At 60.9% G+C, this 16,623-nt stretch carries 20 protein-coding genes; 10 read left to right on the forward strand and 10 right to left on the reverse strand.

What is annotated here, in order from left to right:
• Position 1 precedes the first annotated feature (1 nt).
• Positions 2-625: a transglutaminase-like cysteine peptidase gene (locus AC0L23_RS16260; protein WP_085384360.1), complete on the reverse strand. Its 624-nt coding sequence runs from the start codon at positions 623-625 to the stop codon at positions 2-4.
• Positions 626-817: 192 nt separating this feature from the next.
• Here AC0L23_RS16260 and AC0L23_RS16265 point away from each other — a divergent pair, with 192 nt between their 5' ends.
• Together AC0L23_RS16265 and AC0L23_RS16270 are read left to right on the forward strand one after the other, a co-directional pair.
• Positions 818-1,555 carry a metallophosphoesterase family protein gene (locus tag AC0L23_RS16265; RefSeq protein ID WP_473357153.1) on the forward strand — a complete coding sequence of 246 codons (738 nt, stop codon included), beginning with the start codon at positions 818-820 and terminating at the stop codon, positions 1,553-1,555.
• A 183-nt stretch (positions 1,556-1,738) separates the two neighbouring features.
• Complete coding sequence (locus AC0L23_RS16270; protein WP_231188850.1) at positions 1,739-2,278, forward strand: hypothetical protein; 540 nt, start codon at positions 1,739-1,741, stop codon at positions 2,276-2,278.
• Between the two features lie 41 nt (positions 2,279-2,319).
• Here AC0L23_RS16270 and AC0L23_RS16275 read toward each other — a convergent pair whose 3' ends face one another.
• Positions 2,320-2,706, reverse strand: a complete 387-nt coding sequence (locus tag AC0L23_RS16275) for a hypothetical protein (RefSeq protein ID WP_473357154.1) — start codon at positions 2,704-2,706, stop codon at positions 2,320-2,322.
• Positions 2,707-4,062: 1,356 nt separating this feature from the next.
• Between AC0L23_RS16275 and AC0L23_RS16280 the strand changes: the two genes are divergently transcribed.
• Entirely contained in the window at positions 4,063-5,286 is a 1,224-nt protein-coding gene (locus tag AC0L23_RS16280; protein ID WP_473357155.1) for a hypothetical protein, read from the forward strand.
• Positions 5,287-5,306: 20 nt separating this feature from the next.
• Here AC0L23_RS16280 and AC0L23_RS16285 read toward each other — a convergent pair whose 3' ends face one another.
• The 4 genes from AC0L23_RS16285 to AC0L23_RS16300 all read right to left on the reverse strand — a co-directional run bounded on the left by AC0L23_RS16285 (position 5,307) and on the right by AC0L23_RS16300 (position 6,651).
• On the reverse strand, positions 5,307-5,582 hold the full coding sequence (locus tag AC0L23_RS16285; RefSeq protein WP_473357156.1) for a hypothetical protein: 276 nt from the start codon (positions 5,580-5,582) through the stop codon (positions 5,307-5,309).
• 208 nt (positions 5,583-5,790) lie between these two features.
• Positions 5,791-6,207: a hypothetical protein gene (locus AC0L23_RS16290; RefSeq protein ID WP_018456120.1), complete on the reverse strand. Its 417-nt coding sequence runs from the start codon at positions 6,205-6,207 to the stop codon at positions 5,791-5,793.
• 41 nt (positions 6,208-6,248) lie between these two features.
• Positions 6,249-6,524 (reverse strand): hypothetical protein, encoded by a 276-nt coding sequence (locus tag AC0L23_RS16295; protein WP_473357157.1) that lies wholly within the window; start codon positions 6,522-6,524, stop codon positions 6,249-6,251.
• Positions 6,517-6,651 (reverse strand): hypothetical protein, encoded by a 135-nt coding sequence (locus AC0L23_RS16300; protein WP_473357158.1) that lies wholly within the window; start codon positions 6,649-6,651, stop codon positions 6,517-6,519. Before AC0L23_RS16300 ends, AC0L23_RS16295 begins: the two co-directional genes overlap by 8 nt.
• An 869-nt stretch (positions 6,652-7,520) precedes the next feature.
• On the opposite strand from AC0L23_RS16300, the gene AC0L23_RS16305 reads away from it, so the two are divergent.
• The 3 genes from AC0L23_RS16305 (at position 7,521) to AC0L23_RS16315 (ending at position 10,369) form a co-directional block, all read left to right on the forward strand.
• On the forward strand, positions 7,521-7,694 hold the full coding sequence (locus AC0L23_RS16305) for a hypothetical protein (protein ID WP_162847250.1): 174 nt from the start codon (positions 7,521-7,523) through the stop codon (positions 7,692-7,694).
• A gap of 599 nt (positions 7,695-8,293) precedes the next feature.
• Positions 8,294-9,883 (forward strand): EAL domain-containing protein, encoded by a 1,590-nt coding sequence (locus tag AC0L23_RS16310; RefSeq protein WP_473357159.1) that lies wholly within the window; start codon positions 8,294-8,296, stop codon positions 9,881-9,883.
• 120 nt (positions 9,884-10,003) lie between these two features.
• Positions 10,004-10,369, forward strand: a complete 366-nt coding sequence (locus tag AC0L23_RS16315) for a VanZ family protein (RefSeq protein WP_204513754.1) — start codon at positions 10,004-10,006, stop codon at positions 10,367-10,369.
• A 43-nt stretch (positions 10,370-10,412) separates the two neighbouring features.
• Here AC0L23_RS16315 and AC0L23_RS16320 read toward each other — a convergent pair whose 3' ends face one another.
• Together AC0L23_RS16320 and AC0L23_RS16325 are read right to left on the reverse strand one after the other, a co-directional pair.
• Positions 10,413-10,859, reverse strand: coding sequence for a CHRD domain-containing protein (locus AC0L23_RS16320; protein ID WP_085359795.1), 447 nt, complete (start codon positions 10,857-10,859; stop codon positions 10,413-10,415).
• Between the two features lie 147 nt (positions 10,860-11,006).
• Entirely contained in the window at positions 11,007-11,291 is a 285-nt protein-coding gene (locus AC0L23_RS16325; protein ID WP_085359793.1) for a hypothetical protein, read from the reverse strand.
• Positions 11,292-11,530: 239 nt separating this feature from the next.
• On the opposite strand from AC0L23_RS16325, the gene AC0L23_RS16330 reads away from it, so the two are divergent.
• Positions 11,531-11,656, forward strand: coding sequence for a hypothetical protein (locus tag AC0L23_RS16330; RefSeq protein WP_268738914.1), 126 nt, complete (start codon positions 11,531-11,533; stop codon positions 11,654-11,656).
• A gap of 29 nt (positions 11,657-11,685) precedes the next feature.
• On the forward strand, positions 11,686-12,678 hold the full coding sequence (galE, locus tag AC0L23_RS16335) for a UDP-glucose 4-epimerase GalE (protein ID WP_085394779.1): 993 nt from the start codon (positions 11,686-11,688) through the stop codon (positions 12,676-12,678).
• Between the two features lie 40 nt (positions 12,679-12,718).
• Here galE and AC0L23_RS16340 read toward each other — a convergent pair whose 3' ends face one another.
• Both AC0L23_RS16340 and AC0L23_RS16345 read right to left on the reverse strand, forming a co-directional pair.
• Complete coding sequence (locus AC0L23_RS16340; protein ID WP_085359789.1) at positions 12,719-13,177, reverse strand: hypothetical protein; 459 nt, start codon at positions 13,175-13,177, stop codon at positions 12,719-12,721.
• Positions 13,178-13,278: 101 nt separating this feature from the next.
• Positions 13,279-13,614 (reverse strand): hypothetical protein, encoded by a 336-nt coding sequence (locus AC0L23_RS16345; RefSeq protein ID WP_161494832.1) that lies wholly within the window; start codon positions 13,612-13,614, stop codon positions 13,279-13,281.
• Between the two features lie 152 nt (positions 13,615-13,766).
• Here AC0L23_RS16345 and AC0L23_RS16350 point away from each other — a divergent pair, with 152 nt between their 5' ends.
• Positions 13,767-14,438, forward strand: a complete 672-nt coding sequence (locus tag AC0L23_RS16350) for a hypothetical protein (RefSeq protein WP_085384366.1) — start codon at positions 13,767-13,769, stop codon at positions 14,436-14,438.
• 18 nt (positions 14,439-14,456) lie between these two features.
• The gene (locus AC0L23_RS16355) at positions 14,457-16,598 is read left to right on the forward strand and encodes an adenylate/guanylate cyclase domain-containing protein (protein WP_085359787.1); all 2,142 of its coding nucleotides are present in this window, start codon (positions 14,457-14,459) and stop codon (positions 16,596-16,598) included.
• Positions 16,599-16,623 lie beyond the last annotated feature (25 nt).

Here is a 16,623-nt window from a genome sequence, read left to right on the forward strand (position 1 = left end):
GTTAGACGTCGCGATCAGCCAGTGACGCCCAGTAGGTCGGGTTCTTGGGCATTTGGATGCGGACCCACCGGTAGGACTTCTTCGACCACGGCAGGATGTGCCCGGTGAGGTTATCCAGCACGAGATCGCCGGAGAACGTGCGCACCACGACCACGAGGTGATGCTCACCCCAGCTCGTCACGACCTCGCTGAGCAACACCGATCGCGCCGGGAAGCCCTTGGCAATCAGATCGTGGCGTTTTGTTACGGCATAGTCGTTGCAGTCGCCGCTGGTGGGATGCAGCAGCCACTTCTCGCCGCGCAGCCCCTCCAAATTGGGCTCGGGTCGGATCGCGCTGTTGACCCGCCGATTGACCTCCTGAAGCTGGGCCATGCGCTCGGCCGTGAGCTTGAGACGTCCGCCCCTGAACACGATTTGCTGCGGTCGCGGCTTACACTCGCCCTCGTACTTCAGGCAAAAGAGCGTGAATGCCATCGGCGCCAAGGTCGGCTGGTCGAACTTGATGTACTGGATGGCACCACGCAACGCCGACGGCGCACCGACAAAGGCGGCCTCGGCCTTGTGTTGAGCCGCCCCAGCCAACAGAGCGGCGGCAATCGCCAGGAACTTTAAAGTCTTGCGCATGTCGCGCTCCCCATTTCTTGTTGGGGAAACGCTACGGGACACGTCTTGAAATCCGGCTCAAAAGCCGAGCGATCCTTTAATCAAAACCGCTGCGACTCCGTCAGAAACAATTAAGAATACCGATGCGTAACTTGTTCTGCTATGAGCGACCATGCCCTCCATTCATGACGCCAGACCCGATTCGACCAGCTGATGGGCCTTTCCAAGCGTTTTCGTAAGAACGTCAAGCCGCGGCTCCCCGACGGCGTGAGGATCTATGCCATCGGCGATGTGCATGGACGTGCCGACCTGCTTCAGTCGCTCTTAACTGTCATCGACGCCGACCTTGCCCGCTCCGCTCCCGAACGAGCGATTCAGGTCTTTCTCGGCGACTACGTCGACAGGGGCCCGGACTCGCGCGCTGTGATTGATCTCCTGATCGAGCGCTCGAAGTCGCATGAGACAGTGTGCCTCAAGGGCAATCACGAGGTGTTCCTGCTCGAGGTCCTCAAGGACCCGGCGCGCCTGGAGGAATGGCGTCGCTACGGAGGCCTGCTGACCCTTGTTTCATACGGGATCAACCCGACGATGAATCCGACGCCGGAGCAGCAGATTGAATTGATCGAAGGGTTGAGGCAGGCGCTTCCGCGGGAGCATCTTTCGTTTCTTCAGCAGCTCCGCCCCTCGTTCGCGTGTGGCGACTTCTTCTTTGTGCACGCCGGCGTCAAGCCGGGCGTAGCTCTGGAACGTCAGAAGGAGGAGGATCTGCTCTGGATCCGCGAGGAATTCCTCGAGTCCGAAAGACGCTTCGGCAAATATGTCGTCCACGGCCATACCCCGGTCAGCGTCCCGGATATCCGCTCAAACCGGATCAATATCGACACCGGCGCTTACGCGACCGGCAACTTGACCTTGCTCACGATCCAGGGCGATAGTCTGCTCGCAATTTAGGACTTTTGCAGAGTTGCTGGCCAACTCCTGCGCCCTTCCACACGGGCATCGAAATTCATCATGAGCCGTATGACCTTGCTTCGCATCATTGGCGCCTGCATCGCAGTGATGTTGCTGCTTTACGCAGCATTGGGGTTTTACGGCGATCTCACGCGGTCGAACTTTCGGGCGAGCGATTTGTTCTTGGGCGAGTTTCCGCCCGAGAAGGTCAACGTAGCCGCTTCGGGCGTTCTGGCGCCCCTTTCATTCGACGGCGACTTGCTGGCGAATTATGCGGCGGCCAAAGCCGCGGATTTTCTTCACCGTCCTGCAGCCGATGTGAACAGCAGGGCCGCCGAGAACAAGGCGGCCCAGGATGCCGTTGTTGCGGCTCTGAAAGTATCGCCCATCCGGCCCGCGCTTTGGCTGACGCTCGGCACGCTGAAGACGCAGGCGGGTGAGCTGGCGACGCCTGCAGTGAAAATGTCTTACCTGGCCGGCGCGGTGCCGATCGCCGTCGCCTTCGCACGGCTCCAAACCGTCACATCGAACGCGGCAGCAGCCGACGAAGAGATCAAGCTGCTGGCGCAATCGGACGTCCGCGCGGCGCTTGCCAACCGCTCTCGCTACGAGCAGCTCCTGATCGCTGCCTACCTGCAGGCCACGCCGCAAGGCAAGTCGCTGCTTCTGGAGACCACGCAGGGGACCGATCCCAAGTTCAATCAGATTTTGCGGCGGTACTGAAGTTCGAGCGCGAGTTAGCCTGCTGGCTTGCAGTCAATTTTTCAGCGCGTCGCTTTTGGTGCGATCGGCACGAAATCCTGCTCACGGCGCGGTTGATCCGGTCGCCCCTGGTAGACGAACATGCCCTTCTTGGTCGAGACGATGTCGCCGCGCTGCAGGCTGTCGTCGTTGAGGAGGCGTTCGGTCGCGACAAGGTCCGGATCCTCCGGGACCGGTTTATAGAGCTCTGGATGGTCCCGCCGCTCGCGCGAGAGCTGCTTGGCTCGTCGCCGCGCATCTTCGATACGCTGACGCCACTCGTCACGGCTGACTTCCGGCTCGCTTGGTGGAAGATAGTCGCTGACCGAGGGCTCCGGTTCGGTCTGCGCAAAACACGAGGGCGGACTGGCGAGACCGAAGCCGATTGCACCGGCAACGGTCAGGACCACTCCGGGCAGCTGCCCAAGCCGCCTGGCATGAGCTAGAAAGGTGTGAGGTCGCGCGGTTGGCACGCTGTAACTCCAGGGCAGAGCAACAAGAACGAGCAAGGGCCGGAAACTTCTCGTCCATTCCATTCAATCTATACGTTTGCCGATTGCACGAAAGCCAAATCGCGGGCAAGCTTCGTGCTTTAGCTCGCGAGGGTATTGACCAGTGGTCCGCAACATTACTTTCCTGGTTCTGGTGATCTTTTTAGGTACTCACTCTGCAACGGCAGGCCAGATCGAATACCCGCAAGTGATCCATACGCAATACGAAGCCGTTGATCAGAAGGCCGGCGGTCACTTCATCCTGTGGTCAGAGCGGGAAAGATCTTCTATGGCCTCGACCAGAAGCTTTTCCCGGGAGCTCGGTTTGTCGACATCACTCAGGTAACCCCAAGCGTGGGCTCGATCACACTGACCTATGTCGAGGTGCGGACTGTCAGCAGCACGACGTCGGACTATTTGTACCTGGCGGGAAATGTTCGCTTTCGCGTCAGTGGAATGGCGCTCAAATCCAGCAACTTCCCCACCGGCGGCGGAATGACGCCCAACGCACAGTAGCCAGACTAACGCCTGCTCGACCCACTAGTCCGCGTTCTGTTGCCGTAATAGGGGCGCGCGCGCCCTCCACTGACCAGAGGCGGCTGAATCTGGCTCGGAATATTCCGCGTAGCCGTGCTCGGCGCGGGCTGCGAGGGATTGACGATAATTACATTTCGATCGGGGGTCGATGGATCATTGACCCCCTGGGCCCGAGCGCTGAGGGCCCACGTGCTTGCCGTCACAAGAAGCGTAAACGCGGTCAGGACTAATCGTTTCATAAGATGTCTCCCAAGCGAGAACATCGGGAGGCGATCACCGTTCCTTCACGGTTGCTTGGGTCGTCATTGCCGAGGCACGGCGATCAACTTGCCGTCTCTCCAGACCCCCTGAGCCGCCATCCCGCTCGGCAGCTTGCCCGGCGCCAGGTTTCGGGTGGCTGTGGGTCGTGAGGCGCTCTGGGCCGTTTGGGTTTTCTTCGTAGGGGTGGTCACGATACTGGTGCTCGTCAAATTGGCTTTGTCCTTGGTCCCTTGTGCAAAAGAAGGTTGCACCAGGAGAGCCACAAACGTGAGTGCTATGAAACCGTCGCGCATGATCAAAATACCGGAAAGAGGAGCTCGTCGAACTGTCACAGCTTTCTGCCCAAAAGCAAGCCCCCGAAGCTGTTCGACATGGGCTCTTGCAAGGCTGGCGATCAGAGCGGCTTTCGCCGAGATAGGATTTTGACGCGGAAAAGCCTAGCGAAACAGCCTGTTCCGGGTTACTTGATCGGCCTTGATGACCGACCCCAGCGACACCGCCGCCGGCGCGCCAAATACGCACGCGATCAAGGCCGGGTTTGTGCGTCTCCTGTCCGAGCGGATTCGCGACATATCCAGCGACCCCCGGCAGATCCGCGAAATCGTATACGAGCTGGCTCGCATCAAGCTTCTGGAACAATTAACGCATGGCGACGCACGGGAGTCCCGCGAGCTCCAGCAAGTGCTTGAGCGCGCCATCCGGGAGGTTGAGCTTTCATTTGAACGTAGCGAGCGCGACGCGCTGTCCAAAGCGCCGGAGTTGGCGCTAGACGTCGCTTCGCATCAGTCGCCACCCAGTCCCCCGGCTCCTCAGCCCGTTCCGCATCTGGCGCCCGTTCCGCCCTCGCCGCCCGTCCCGAAGCCTGCGGAAACAGGGCGCGGTTCTGTCGCACCGCCAAGCCCGCCCGACCAATCTCGGCGAAGCGGCATCCTCAACTCCCTCATCCGATTAGCCGCCATCCTGGTCGTCATTGCCGGTGCCAGCGCGGCGGTTACTTATTGGCCGCGGTTGAGGACACAATCCCTCGCATTGTGGCAGTCCGCGACGCTGTCCAAGCGCACCTCCACAAGCCCCGAGCCTCACCCCACCGGGGCTGTGACTCCATCGAGCGGTGAGAGCGTCGAACGGACACCGGATCAACCGAAGGAGCCGGTGACGCCTGCGCAACCCTCGATGCCGTTGCCAACGACCTTCGGCGTCTACGCCCTGAGCCAGGGCCAGCTCCAGGAGCTCAAGCCGGTCCCCGGGAAGATTCCGGATCGTCGTGTCGCGATCTCAGCAGCAATCACCACACCGAGCGCGACGACCCTGACAAGCGGAGATGTCAGCTTCATTGTTTTCAGGCCCGACGGTGGTGTCGATGCAACCGGGACCGAGGTTCGAGTAGTCGCAAAAGTCTCCCGAGCGATGGGCGTCGATGCAACCGGGAAAGCGGCCATGGTCTCTGCCGGCGACACCTGGGTCATCCGCAGCATGTCCTTCCCTTACAAAGTAGGTCCGGTCGAGGATCAGCCGAGAATGCTATCGCTGCAGCCGGAGCAGGACGGCTTTACGCTTTCGCCGGGTCGCTACGTCGTGGTCGTCAAAGGTATGGGCTATGACTTCACGGTGGCCGGGACGCCGACTGATCCCAACCAATGCGTCGAACGTATCAATGCAACGAACGGCGCATTCTACTCCCCCTGCCCGCCGCGACGCTAAAACGGCGCGACGCGTTCCGTTTATTTCTTGGCCTTGGCGTCTTTAGGCGCATCCGCGGGCGCATCATCGACCTTGCCGTTGTTCGCGACGCATTTGCTGAAATAATCGCGCCGCTCCTTGGCTGTCCCTGCGCTGCCGGCAGCGGGATTGCCGATTTGCTTTGGAGGAAAGGCCTTGGCCAAAGCTGCGTCGCATGCACGCGCTACTTCTACAGTGACGGCCGACGCCGTTACTGGCGCGCCAATAGCCAAAACAAATGCCAATCCCATAGACCTTTGCAAATTTCTGGAGATCACCTGGCTCGCTCCTTCAATCCGTCCGAGAACGCTGGACGGGACCATATCAAAACCGGCAGAAGAGCCAAACGGCAAAGCGGCGCCCGAATTGTCCCGTGGCAAAGCTGTTCAGCGAGAGATTATGCTTTTCGGACCGAGATATCCATCGTGCCCAAACCTGCTGCGTTTTACCAGACCGCAGGCTGCCGAGCCAAACCCTCGATCCCAACTAGCTATTGAGCTGCGGCGGCTTCAGGTTCGGAAAGCGCGTGAGCATCGCGGTCCTGATAAACCTCAGATGAGCGATGGTGTTTGCCAATTCCTTGAGCCGCCGCTGGCCGTTGGAGATGTCGGCCGCAAAGAGATCTTGATGATGGCTGTCGATCGGCTCCCGTTCGAGATATTCATCGGTGCCGTTTCCGAAGGTGACGGATGCACGCGCAAGTGCGTCATCAACGCGTCGTCCGAGGCCGACCTGCTCCCTCTCCGCATCGCGTAATGCCGTATCGATCGCGACCATGACGGCATCGATTCGAACGCGGTCCGTCTCCGCATCGCGCTCGATGGTACGGGCCTTGAAGCCTTTGTCCTCACGGCGGGAGCTGAGAAAATTGTGTGCGCGCGCTCTCAGGAACAGCTGAAACATTTGGGCCATCCCACGTTCGAGATTTGGACCGCTAACATCGGTCAGACATAGTTAACAAAGCTTGAAGCTTGTGGCTGCTCCGCCTGGCTTTGTACGATCCACGCCCGCCAGGCTCCTTCATGTTTGGAATAAAGCTCAAGCCATCGAGCTTCGTGCGCCGCGGCGGCTCCATCGCCCAGACCGATTTGAACCGTCTCTCCCGACGTGATGTCCAGCGCTTCGAACTCCGCCGTTTCCGGAAGCGACAGCCCTATCAGCACCCGTTTCCCTTGCGCATCAACGAAATACCTGCGGGGCGCGTTGTGCCTTTCAGTCATTCGAACGAGGCTCGTCCATGATCCAAGGACCTGGAAGATCTTTCAGGTGTCGATCATAGGCGCGAACGAAACCCATCAAAATAATGATGCAAATAATCGCGCCCAGCAATGCAATCAGATACGTCATTTACGCCTACCCTAACGCGGGCCCCGGAAAAATCGGGGCGGCTAAACTTCCGCCGTGAATCGAGATGTTCTAGGTGACATTGGCCAAGCTCTCAAGAATTGCGACAAGTTAACCTAACCGCACATGGTTATTCGATCATGCCACAGAGATCGCTCGGCAAACAGGCCAGGCGCGAAATACCATCATTAGGAGGGCGACCGACTTCGTCCCGCCCCTGTTGCGGGAGTATAGGGCGCATAGAGACGATATCTTGCCGATCGCTTGCGTGAGCGCCACGCCCTCGCACCATAGCCGCAAGCAAAACCGCCCGCGAAGATCGAACCCAAAACCACAATTGCCAACATTTGAACGTCCCATTTTTTCGGCGCGTTCCTCCCATTGCATTTCATCTTGTCGTTGTGACGACTTCAAGATCGGCACCGCTGAAAGTTTTGCCAGGCGATGACGAAATTTGTGCAAGGAGCTGATTGAAGTTTGGTCGTTGCCGGACAGCCGCGGGCCGGGGAATGACAAACGTCTCACTGATTGAAGTTGGATCCGGCCGGATGTTAATCGGGGTTCACGCAGTCAATGCAGCCTTCAGAACCGGCGGCCGACAATTCGGCTTCCAGCCATTCAAAGCGCGGTGACGGCCGCCGCTGATCAGCATTGACACCTCCGTGATAGTACGGAGCGACAAAGCCGGATTAGACGCGTTAAGGTTGAGCGGTTAGCTTAATCCGCGTTGTTTGTTGCGAATTCTTACTAATCACTTATCCCATCGTCTCACCGGGCTCCCCCAAGCTCGGCCCCACCCAAGCAAAGCCGTCGAGCGACATGGGTCCGCTTGGCGGCTTTGTCCTTGTCGCGACGAGAGGATGATTTCGGTTATGGCGCGCAAGCCCTGGTCGTTCAAGGAAGACCGCCGGCTGATGGAGTTGGCTAAGTCTTCGGCTTCATTGGAGGAGGCGGCGAAACAGCTCGGACGATCGCCCGATGCGATCAAGCGCATGGCCTTGCGCCTTGGTCTTTCGTTGAAAACGAAGGCGAGAAAAAAGGCCTAAGCGAGCGTGCGGCGGCTTCCGCCAACGACGTCATGATGGCCGCGGGCGCGCGATCGCCGGTTCTGACGAAGAACGAATGCGTCGTGTTGCTGATCGGACTAGAGCAAGGACCTCAAGGCAAGGTGAGGTCGCCGTCCGTCCCGAAGGCTCGACTCCGGCTACATGAAATAGATGCGCTCTAGCCCGGTTCGCCAGGGAACCGAACCAGCGCGCTCGCGTTGAGTTCAACTTCATCGCGAGGTCTGGCCGTGGCCCATCTTGCCATTTCCGTCATTCTGGTCTGGTTGGCTATCAATATCGCCTTCGTGGTCTTGCGCTTGCGGGCCACCCGGCCACAGCATGGTGGCAGCCCTCGGCAGGCTTCCATCGCGCCCTGCAATCCCGCACCCGCTTCCCTCCGCCACCGAATGGGCCGCCAGAACTTGGGAGCGGAAGGTTAAGAAGCATTTTCCGATAGGGTCCCCCGGTCCGGGGGCAGACGGGTCCCTCGCCTGCCCACCCCCAAAGGCCGTTCCACATGCCTCGCCCGCGCATTAAACCCTATCTTAGCGCGTCCTGACTAGGATCGGCCGACGCTTCCCTCTGATCCGCCGGGCCGAATGAGATTGCAGCGACCGACTTTCGTATTTGCGGCGTTCGTGCTCGCGAGCACGGCCGCGTTCGGCGTGGCTGGCCACTTTGCGGCAACTTCGTTCATTCGGTACCAGCAGGCCCACCAGCTCGACGAATTGACCGAGGTGGTTCTGCGTCGCGCCGAATTTGCGGTCGACTTTGCCGGCGCGAGCCTGGGCGAACTCGCGCGGCGCGATCTTGCCGATTGTGGGCCCGCGACGCTGCAGGCGATCCGGCTCCACGTCTACCAACGTTCCGCAATCAAGGATGTGCGCCTCGTCAACCCAGATGGCTCGGTGATCTGTTCGGCCTATTCCGAAACGCTGGAATTCGACAAGGGATGGATCGACCGCCGCGATATGCTTCCCTCGCACGACAAGAACCTTTCGCTCTTCCGTGTTGAGCAATTCGGCGGGGATGCTCTGGGCGTGCTCAAAGACATCAACGGCAATGCCGCATTGGTCGCCATTCTTGGCGTCAACGCCAGCCTGTTCGACATCATGCCCGCCGAGTTGCGCGCCCATAGCGAAGTGATCCTCGCGTTGAGCAACGGCGAGAAACTTGGCGAATTCCTGCTCGATTCCGACAAAGCCTTGCAGGCCCCGATCGATCTCGACAAAAATTCAGCTCGATTCCCACTCCATGCGACCATTCGCCTCGAACGCGGCATCCTCTCGACGTGGAACAACGAGGCTTACTGGCCGACGCTGGCCGTAGCATTTGCAATCGGCGCCCTTTTCGGCGGGCTTTTCGCGCGGAGCTGCCGCATGGAAGGGCCCGTCGCCGATCTCGACCGCGGGCTGGCCGCGAACGAATTCAAGCCGTACTACCAGCCCATCTTCGAGCTCAAGACCGGTCGGATCAAAGGCTGCGAGGTGCTGGCTCGGTGGCTCCTCAAAGACGGATCGGTCGTGCCTCCGATGAACTTCATCCCGCTCGCGGAATCCAGCGGCCGCATCCAGGTCATGACCTGGCAGATCCTGCGATCAGCGCTGTCGGATCTGCAGCCGCTGTTGAAAGCGAACAAGGATTTTAAGCTCTCCCTCAACGTCGTACCAAAGCATCTCTTGAGTGCGGGCTTCATTGAAACGCTCCGCCGCACGGTCATGGCGGCGCAAGTCTCCGCGCGCCAGATCGTCATCGAGGTGACCGAGCGCGACGAGCTCGACGACCTCGCACGCGCCGCAGCCGTGGTCAGCGAATTGCGGGACTACGGGTTTCGCGTCGCCATCGATGACGTCGGCGTCGGTCATAGCGGGCTATCCCGGCTCAAGGGCCTGGGCGCCAATACAATCAAGATCGACAAATTTTTCGTCGACACGATCACCGTGGACGCATCGACTGCCACGATCGTGGAGATGCTGGTCGCACTTGCGAAGGACCTCCAAATGACGGTGGTCGCGGAAGGCATCGAGACGGAGGAGCAGGTCCGGGCGCTTATTTCATCCGGCGTAGAGGAGGGGCAGGGCTATCTGGTCTCCGCCCCACTGCCCTTCCCTCGATTCAACGAGTTGGTCGAGTCACGCTGCTTGGCGCAGAGCGCTAAATTGCCGACCGACGCGGCGTTGGTGGCCTGAAAGGATTGAGCCGTTAACCCGGGACGGCAAACGCGCCGCGCCGCGCCCCTTGCTCAATCGGCCTTAACGATACTCTCATCTTTCAACGCGGCCTGGCTCCGGTCCGGCTATGGTCGTTCAATGCGCCGCAACCACCTTATCGCAGCCGCAGGCGTCTGCTTCGCGCTCATCGTCTATGCCACGCTTGCGAGACTGGCGGGGAGACCCGTGCTTATTGGCCATCACGACGCTTATTGGGTCGTCGTGATCGAGCGCTTCAGCGCCTACGGGTTGCTGGGATTTCTCTTGTCCTTCCTGTTGCCCGGTCGGCTCACCCTCGCATGCTCGCTTGTCGTGGCGGTCGCAATGGGGCTGGAAATCCTGCAAGCAATGACGCCCGATCGTGATCCGGGTTTCCTGGACGTGCTGCAAAAGGCAGCAGGCGGGACCGTCGGGGTCCTCCTCGCTCAAACAATCCTGGCCTTCTTACCGAGGCCGCCCTCCTGAGCAGATGCATGGCCTGCACGTCTGCATCGGGAAGTGACCGTCCTTATTTTATCATTTGTCCGCGTAGTTCACCGCCCGGGTTCGCGGCCGTATGAATGTTGGCATACCATTTCCCAGCCAGCAGGTCCGCAGCCTGAGCTTCGGTGAGCGTTGCGCTCCCCTGAATCGGGCTTTGGACCGTCTTGAACGGCAGCACGATGCCGGCGTTCTTGCCGGGCTCCACCGGGCCGTGGAAATGTGCCCCCATGGCTGGCCCGGTCAAGCCGGCGAAGCTGACTGTGTAGGTCAGGGTTTTCGCCTCCGTATCGTAAGTCGCCTCGGCCTTGCCTGTTCCAGGCGAGTTGTTCGGAGGCACTTCATTGCTGCCTTTTAAATCGGCCTGCAACTTCACGAGCTCTGCATTTGCCGTTGCGGCTGTCATGATGATCAGCGCACCCAGCATCGCCGCTCCCAACAGTGTCGCGTAGCCTCGATCGCTGTCGTTCCTCATGGCATCCTCCTGCAGGCTCTACGGCCCGCTGCGGTTAAACCCCGGCCAGCAATGAAAATTCCGGATGGAGATTTATGCCTGATTCGGAACAACTATCGCGAGAATCTCGGCTCCCACACCCGGAGCCTGACCGATTGCGCGCGGGAGCTAAGCCAAGCGGCGCTGGCCCAGGAACTGGTTCGGCGTCAGGAGTTCTGCCATCTGCCGATGGGTGGCCTGGAGCGCCTCGATGGCGCCGTCCAGATCAAAATCGGCGTCCCGGACAGAGGCGAAATATTTGGCCGTCAGCGCCAGATCGAGCTTGACGCGGGTTGCGCCGTCGCGGCTTTTGCGGCGGTCAAGTGACAAATGGATGGCCCGCATTCGTGCCTCGGCAGACGTGCAGCCGCTAAGCTCGGCGAGTTCGTCATAGGTCATCCAGATCTGTGCCATGTTTCAGTCACTCCTTTACTCGGCATCAGCTTAATTTTGGTTCTTAAAGCTTCAGTTGCCGCGATGCGCGCGCCCACCGTTTCGCAGCGATAGGGTCAATGCGAGCTAAACGAAGAAGGACGATCGTGCCGAGCCGCCGGTGGGTTGCATACAGCGAAGATCAATCTATGCTCACCAGATCGATCAACTATTGAACTGAGGCAATCGCATTGGGACAGGTCACTTCGGAAGCCCTCTCCTTGATTGATGTCGTCTCCCGTGGCGCCACGCGGCATGTCCTCGCCTTCCGCAAACGTCCCGCATGGCTGACGCTTGCGGTGCTCGTGCCGGGTGCCGATTTGGTGCTGGCCGCGGCGCATGGATGATCGTTGATTTCACCTCGAGGTAAGCAGACATGACCGACCGACCGACTGTCCTCGTTACGGGAGGCGCGGGCTATATCGGCTCGCATGCCTGTCGCGCCCTGACCGCCGCCGGCTATCAGCCCGTCGTTTATGACAATCTGTCGACAGGTCATCGCGGCTTCGTCGCCGGCCCGCTGGTAACAGGCGATCTGCTCGACGGCGGCACGCTGGCGCGCGCCTTCGCCGAGCACAAAATCACGGCGGTCATGCATTTCGCGGCGGCGAGTCTCGTCGGCGAGTCCATGACCGACCCGCAAAAGTACTACATCAACAATGTGCAGGGCACGCTGTCGCTATTGCAGGCGATGCGCAATGCGGGCTGCCATCGTATCGTGTTCTCCTCGACCGGCGCCGTCTACGGCAATGCCGATTCCAAGGAACTGCCGGAAGACTTCCCCTGCGCGCCGATCAACCCCTATGGCGCATCGAAGTGGATGATCGAGCGCATGCTCGCCGATTACCGCGCCGCTTACGGCTTCGGCGCGTTCTGCCTGCGCTATTTCAATGCCAGCGGCGCCGATCCTGCCGGCGGCATCGGCGAATTGCGTGACAATGAAACCCATCTCATTCCGCGCGCCATGATGGCATTACAGGGCCATGTCGATTTTGCCGTGTTCGGTCAGGACTACGACACGCCCGATGGCACCGCGATCCGCGACTACATCCACGTCACCGACCTCGCCGCAGCGCATGTCGCGGCGCTGAAGCTGCTGGAACAAGGGCATGCCGGCGGCAGCTTCAATCTAGGCACCGGCTCCGGCTTTTCGGTACGGGAGATCCTGACCGCCATCAGGCAGGAGACCGGGCGCGAGGTGCCCCACACCGTCAAACCGCGCCGCGCCGGCGATCCCACCTATCTGGTCGCCGATCCCTCCGCAGCGCGAAAAGCGCTGAATTTCGTGCCGCGATATTCGGATCTGCCGACTGTAATCCGCACCGCCTGGGCATGGCACCAGAGGGCTCATCCGCTTAAGCAGCCCTGACAACATCCTCGAAGTCGATCAGGCGGGATAAGACGTGGCCTTATGGTCTATTCCGTTCTGAGCCGAGCGATCCCGGCGCAAACGGATGGCGCGATCGCGAACGGCCGTCGAGCCCCTTGGGCAGCTTGTCGGCGTTGAGCTTCACGACCGCACCTCGGGCGTCAACGGCCGGCACCTCGTCCTGGCTGTAGATGAGCGTCGCCTCGAAGGTCACATCGGGGGCCTGCTCGGCCGTTCCGGAACAGGTCGCCATCGCACCGCTGCACACGCCCGAGAGCTTGACCTCGACCTCGTCGAGCCCGAACACGGTCGGCGGCCCCTCGGCATGACGCCGCGTGGTCAGAACCGCCGTGAAGCGCTGCTCGTCAATTCGGTAAGAGCCTCCATAAGTGAAGAAGCTGTCGCTGCCGGAGATTCGTCCCTCCGCCAGATGCACGACGCCCGTGCCCTGACCGCGCGGGGTCCTGAACCAGGCCGCATATTTGCCGTCTCTCAGCATGAAAACATCCACCGTAAAACTCCAACGTATTTGCAACCAACTCTGGGGCGCGACAATGACCCGCGCGGGGAGCATTCCGCCACGGTTAACGCCCTGCAAAATCAACCCGTCAATTTGACGCCGAGGCGCAGCGACGCGGGCGCACGCTTCCCGTGCGGCGGGCAAGAAAGCTGGAGCTGGACCTCGTTGCATACCGCGCTAAAAACGATCGGCGTGCCGACCTCGTTTGGCAGCACGCATATAACCGCTATCAACTCCAGCCAGCTCGTGACAGCTAGCCTGTCACGCGGGAGGAAGTGGTCGAGATCGCCGCCGGTCAGCAGGCGACGCCGTATCAGAAGACCGAGGCTACGCTCGCGCCCATCATAGATATGGAGAGCCACCCGGTTGAGGCCGTCCCAGCCGAATGAAATTATCCATCCAGCTTGCCGGCGCACTGTCTTCTCGGGTCGCCGGCTTGAACCTCTTCCTGATAGAGTGCACCAATATCAAAGAGTGATTCCGGTCACACTTGCCTGGGCGTTTCGCTGCTAAGCATCGGGCCTGGATGGGGACCGGCAAATATTGGTCGAATTGGATGAGAATTGCCATGAAAAGCCTGATCGGCGCTGTTGTCGGCACATGCTGTCTTGCTGCTCCGGCTTTGGCGGAGAGCCCGACCGCCATCGTCGAGGACGTGCAAGGCAAGGTCGACGGTGTCGCGTTCATGGATTATGTGGTGCCGGGCAAGATCATCAAGCTGGGGCCCAAGGCAACCATTACGCTCAGCTATCTCAAATCGTGCCAGCGCGAGACCATCAGCGAAGGCGTCGTCATGGTCGGCACCGAGCAGAGCACCGTGCAACTCGGCGAGGTCAAGCGGGAAAAGGTCCCCTGCGATACCAACGCGGCAAAACTGTCGGAGCGCGAGGCGAACCAGAGTGCCGCGACGACCTTCCGCACCATGCGGTCGGACGCCAAGGGCAGCGCTCCGGCCAAGCTGCCGACGCTCTACGGTGTCGCGCCGTTGGTGCAGGCCAAGAGCGGCAGCACCCTGGTGATCGAGCGCACCGATGGCAAGGAGCCCACGATCAGCGTGCCGCTCAAGAGCGAGACCATGGTCGGAGGCAAGTTCTATGACTTCGCCAAGGCTGGGAAGTCGCTGACGCCGGGCGGCAGCTATCTCGCCATCCTCGGCACCAAGCGTTACGCCTTCCAGGTCGATCCCAGCGCCACGTCGTCGCCGACGCCGATCGTGGGACGCCTGCTGCGGCTCGAATAGGCAGCTAGCGACGGGGCGATGCGGCGGATCGGCAGACGGGACATCGTTGCAGCGATCCTGATTGCGCTTCTTGCAGGCGCCGTCGTCACGTCTCCACCGTTCCAGACGCTGCAGGGCCTGTCGCTCGACATCCTCACGGCACTGCGCGGCAAGCTCGTCGGCGACCACCGCGATCCCGCGACATCACCGGTCGTCGTCGTGGCCATCGACGGCGAGACCTACGACACTCCGCCGTTTCAGGGGTCGCCGACGCTGACCTGGACGCGCGAGATCGGCCGGGTGCTCGGCAGCATTGCCGACGGCGGCGCCAAGGTGATCGGTTTCGATGTCATCTTTCCGAGCTCGATCGAGCGGTCGGAGATTCCCTTTGGCGATGCGCCGCTTGGCGCGCGATTGAAGGGATTCGACCGAGACTATCTCATCGCCTTGCGGAAACTCTCTAGTGACGGCAAGCTGGTGCTGGGCGAGGTCCTCAGCAGCGATCATCCGGACCGCGCACAGCAATTGGCTGTGGGGAATAACGTCCGCGGCCTCAACGTCTATACCGACACCGACCATGTAATCCGGCGAATGCCGCTGAGTTTTCCTGTCGGCGACATGCCAGCTCCCGCAATGGCCGTCGAACTCGCCACCCGCGCGCTCGGCGCAAAACCGCAGACCGCGCCTTCTGGCGTGACTGCTTTGTCCGGGTATACGATCCCGAGCGCGGTGCCGAACACGCTAACGCTCAATTTCCGAGGACTCGGCCGCGACGTGCCGACATATTCGTTCGCAGACCTGCACGCCTGCGTCGAGAAGAACGACCGCGACTTCTTCCGCCGCGCCTTCGGTGGCAAGATTGTGGTGCTCGGCACGATCCTCAATGTCGATGACCGCAAGATCACCTCGATGCGTCTTTCCGGCGGCTATGACGGAACGCCGGCCGCAAGATGCGCCCTGCCCGCACCGGCAACCACTGAACAAAAAGCCCGCAGCGACATCGCCGGTGTCTTCGTGCATGCCAACGCGGTGCGAAATCTGATCGAACGCGATGCGGTGACCGAGCTCGGCTTTCCACTGCGGAGCATTCTCACGATCGTGTTCGCAGCGATCGTGGCCTGCGCGGCCTGCGTGCTCGCACCGGGTGGCGCACTAATCGCCTGGTTCGTCCTCACCGCCGTTTACGCCGCTGCAGCCGTCGCCGCTTTCGTACACGCGTTGGCGCTACCATTGGTCGAGCCCGCGCTCGCGAGCCTTGCCGCGCTCGCGATGATGATTGGCTACCGTTTCATGCTGGCCGATCGCGACGAGCGTTTCCTGCGCAGGAGCTTTGCGTTCTATCTCGCCCCCGAAGTGATCGACACTATGGTTGCGTCCGGCAAGATGCCGGTGCTCGGCGGCGAAATGCGCAACGTCACCATGTTCTTCTCCGACCTGAGTGGCTTTTCCTCCATCGCCGAGACGATGACGCCGGGCGAACTGGTGACGCTGATGAACGAATATCTGTCGGCCATGACCGACATCATCGAGAGCCATGGCGGCTATGTCGACAAATATATCGGCGATTCCATTGTCGCCATGTTCGGCGCGCCCGCCGACGATCCCGCGCATGCGCGCCACGCCGTCCATGCCGCGCTGAAATGTCACGCAAAGCTGGCGGAGCTCAACGCCGGCAGCGCCGCTTTCGCCGGCCGCGGCCTGTCGCACCGCATCGGGCTCAACAGCGGCGAGGCTGTCGTCGGCAATATCGGCTCCCGCCGCCGCTTCAACTACACCGTGATGAGCGACACCGTGAACGTCGCCTCGCGGCTCGAAGGCGCCAACAAATATTATGGCACCGCAATCATGGCTTCAGAAACGACTGTCGCGCAGACAGGCAATACTTTCACCTGGCGCGAGCTCGACGCCATCAAAGTGATAGGACGCGGCGAGGCGATCAAGGTGTTCGAGCCCCTCGCGGAGAAGGGCACGGAGAGTGCCGGGCAGACGAAGGTTGCCGCCGCGTATGCGGAAGGGCTGGCGTGCTGGCGGGCAAGGGAGTTTGCGAAGGCGGCTGATGCGTTCGGGCGAATGGCGGAAATGGATCCGGCGTCAGCGCTTTTTGGCAAGCGCGCGACTGCGCTCGCTACAAATCCACCGGGGTCGGATTGGACGCCGGTGAACATCCTAGAAGGAAAGTAGCGCAGCGTCCCACCGCTTTTCGGGT

The organism is Bradyrhizobium sp. MI1.4 (assembly GCF_055811315.1).